Raw genomic sequence first — 2,960 nt, 5'->3', positions numbered from 1 at the left:
CGGGATCGTCCAGCGCAAGCCGAAGCTCGCATTACCGACGCTCGACCGGTGGGTAGTCGAGTTCCAGGACTGGCTGCGGCAGCATCGCGGCGTCACAGAGCTGACAATAGATCGACATGGTCGCATGATCATGCGGCAGCTCCCGGCGCTTGGCAGCAAGCCGCGAAGCTGGAATGCCCAACTCATTCGCGACGTGATCATTGCAGAGACGAAACGGGTCTCGCTCGCCTATGTGAAGACTATGACGATGGCGCTGAGAGGATATTTACGGTTCCTTACCGCGCGGGGGGTGTGCCGGGCGGGACTCGATCATGCTGTGCCAATCATTCCGCAGTGGCGACTGTCGTCGCTGCCGCGATACATCAGCTCGTCAGATGTCGAGACGTTGATAGCAACGTGCGACCAGACCACGGCGACTCGCGTTCGTGATCGGGCGATCCTGCTGCTGTTGGCACGACTGGGCTTGCGGGCCGGCGACATTCTCTCTCTTCGTCTCACCGATATTGATTGGCAACAGGCGACGCTGTCGGTTCGTGGCAAGGGGCGGCGGGAGACGAGATTACCATTGCCGCAAGACGCTGGCGATGCTTTGCTCGCTTATCTGGATCAGGCCCGGCCGCACATCGCCGATGGTCGAATCTTCTTCATGTCGAATGCACCAATCCGGCCACTGACAGGTTCGAGCGCAGTCTCTGATGTTGTGCGTGGTGCAATACGAAAGGCCGGTATCCCCGCTCCGTCGAATGGGGCCAACCTGCTTCGGCATTCGGCCGCGACGGCCATGTTGCGGGGCGGAGCGACGCTCGACACAGTTGGCGCCGTACTGCGCCACCGCTCACCGGACATGACCGCGCACTACGCCAAAGTCGACGTGACGATGCTGCTGCAGATCGCGCAGCCATGGCCGGGAGATGCGTGATGCTGAGTCAATATCTTGTCAAGTATGTGGACCAGCAGCAGTCGCTGGGGTTCAAGTTCCGCGTCCAGCAAATCCTGCTGAGGGGCTACGTCGGCTTCGCCGAGGAGTGCGGCGACCGGCACATCAGAAGTGCCCGGGTCCTGGCATGGGCCGCACGTGCGCCGTCACCGGAGCAGCGCCGCAACCGGTTGCTTACCGTGCGGCGGTTTGCGCTGGCGATGCACGCCGAGGATCCGCGCCATCAGGTTCCGGCGGCGGATGCACTCGGCCACGCCGTCGTCAAGCGGCGACCGCCGTATATCTATAGTGCGGAAGAGATCTCACGACTGCTTCGTGCTGCGGCGGCACTCCGGCCAGCGGGCTCGATCAGACCGACCATGTATGCAACGCTCTTCGGCCTGCTCACCACTACTGGCATGCGGATCGCAGAAGCATTGGCGCTGCAGATCGACGATGTGACTGCCGATGGGCTCGTCGTCCGGCAGACCAAGTTCCAGAAGAGCCGGCTGTTGCCGCTTCACGCAACAGCTCGGCTGGCGCTCGACAGATATCTGGTCGCCCGGCGGTCGCTAACCACCACAGATCGTGCTCTCTTCGTATCGGTTGCCGGGCAGTCGCTGCCCTACAACACCGTGCGACGGATATTCCTGCAGCTCCTCGATGGCACCAATCTCAGGGGCGCGCACTCGGGGCGAGATCCGCGCATCCACGATCTGCGCCACACCTTCGCAGTCCGCTCACTGGAGCAGTGCCGCCACGATCGTGCTACGATCGTTCGCCATATCGTGGCGCTCAGCACCTACCTCGGCCACGCCCACGTGACCGACACCTATTGGTACTTGCAGGCCACGCCGGTCCTGATGGGCCAGATCGCCGAGGCCGGCGAGGCATTGCTCATTGGAGGTGCCGCATGACCGCGCTCGCCCCCTACCTGAGCAGCTTCCTACGCGAGCACTTGCCCAAAGAACGCGGAGCGAGCCAGCATACCTGCGAGGCGTATGCGCAGAGCTTCCAGCTGTTGCTGCACTTTGCCGCCGGCCGGCTCAAGCTCAAGCCATCGAAGATCGAGATCGAACGGCTCGACGCGCCGCTCATCTTGGCATTCCTGGAGCATCTAGAGAAGCAGCGCGGCAACTCGGCGCGAACTCGCAATGCCCGGCTCGCTGCGATCAACTCGTTCTTCCGCTATCTGGAATACAGGGTGCCATCCTGCCTCGACCAATCACGTCGGATCCGTGCGATCCCGATGAAGAAGACCGATCAGGCGCGAGCCATGCTGCATCTGGCCTTCGCCGCAGGCATGCGCGTGTCGGAGCTGGTCGGCCTCCGGCTCGATCAGATCGACCGCCAGACCATGTCCAGTGTGCACATCATGGGTAAGGGCCGTCGTGAACGTGTCTTGCCGCTCTGGAAACAAACGGCGGCAGCTGTGAAGGCTTGGCTCAAAGTGCGCCCAGTCACCGACGCTCCTGAGCTGTTCTTCAACGCCCGTGCTCAGGCGATGACCCGCTCGGGCTTTGAATACATCCTGACCAAGCATGTCGCCGTCGCCGCTCGCAAGGCGCCGTCGATCGCCGGCAAAGGCGTCAGTCCTCACGTACTGCGCCATACCTGCGCCATGCATACGCTTCAGGCGACTCGCGACGTCCGGAAAGTCTCGCTATGGCTCGGACACGCCAGCCTGCAAAGCACCGAGGTCTACCTTCGCGCCGATCCGACAGAGAAGCTCGAAGCGCTCGCCGCCATGTCGCCGCCGATGCTGACGCCCGGTCGATTCCGGGCGCCCGACAAGCTCCTGGCCATGCTGAATGTGGCCGGACGCAAGCCGAATTATGCGGAGTGAAATAGGCGAGAAGACCGCGGCGGGAACCAACTTCCCGCCGCACACTCCGCATAATCGTGGGCTCCGCATAATTGCGGAAGTCGACCGGCCTGGTTGCCACCATCACCCGAACCGCACCCGTTGGACCGATCACCGGCTCGCCTTCAGCGCCTGGACGATGGCCGCAATCGTGTTTGCGTCCGCGCCGCGACCGGCCCG

The 2,960-nt window shown here is 63.0% G+C and carries 3 protein-coding genes; all 3 read left to right on the top strand.

Annotated elements, in window-relative coordinates:
- Positions 1–919 (top strand): tyrosine-type recombinase/integrase (locus CV770_RS40735; protein WP_104466291.1); only part of this gene is annotated, 919 nt, incomplete at its 5' end.
- Positions 919–1,833, top strand: a complete 915-nt coding sequence (locus tag CV770_RS40730; protein WP_201760265.1) for a tyrosine-type recombinase/integrase — start codon at positions 919–921, stop codon at positions 1,831–1,833. The genes CV770_RS40735 and CV770_RS40730, both read left to right, overlap by 1 nt.
- Positions 1,830–2,762 (top strand): tyrosine-type recombinase/integrase, encoded by a 933-nt coding sequence (locus CV770_RS40725; protein WP_104466289.1) that lies wholly within the window; start codon positions 1,830–1,832, stop codon positions 2,760–2,762. The genes CV770_RS40730 and CV770_RS40725 overlap by 4 nt, the downstream gene beginning before the upstream one ends.
- Positions 2,763–2,960 lie beyond the last annotated feature (198 nt).

It is taken from the genome of Bradyrhizobium sp. AC87j1 (assembly GCF_002936975.1).
In the GTDB taxonomy this organism is placed as follows: Bacteria; Pseudomonadota; Alphaproteobacteria; order Rhizobiales; family Xanthobacteraceae; genus Bradyrhizobium; species Bradyrhizobium shewense.
The sequence above is the reverse complement of the archived record's forward strand: the minus strand, read 5'-3'. Positions and strand labels throughout refer to the sequence as shown.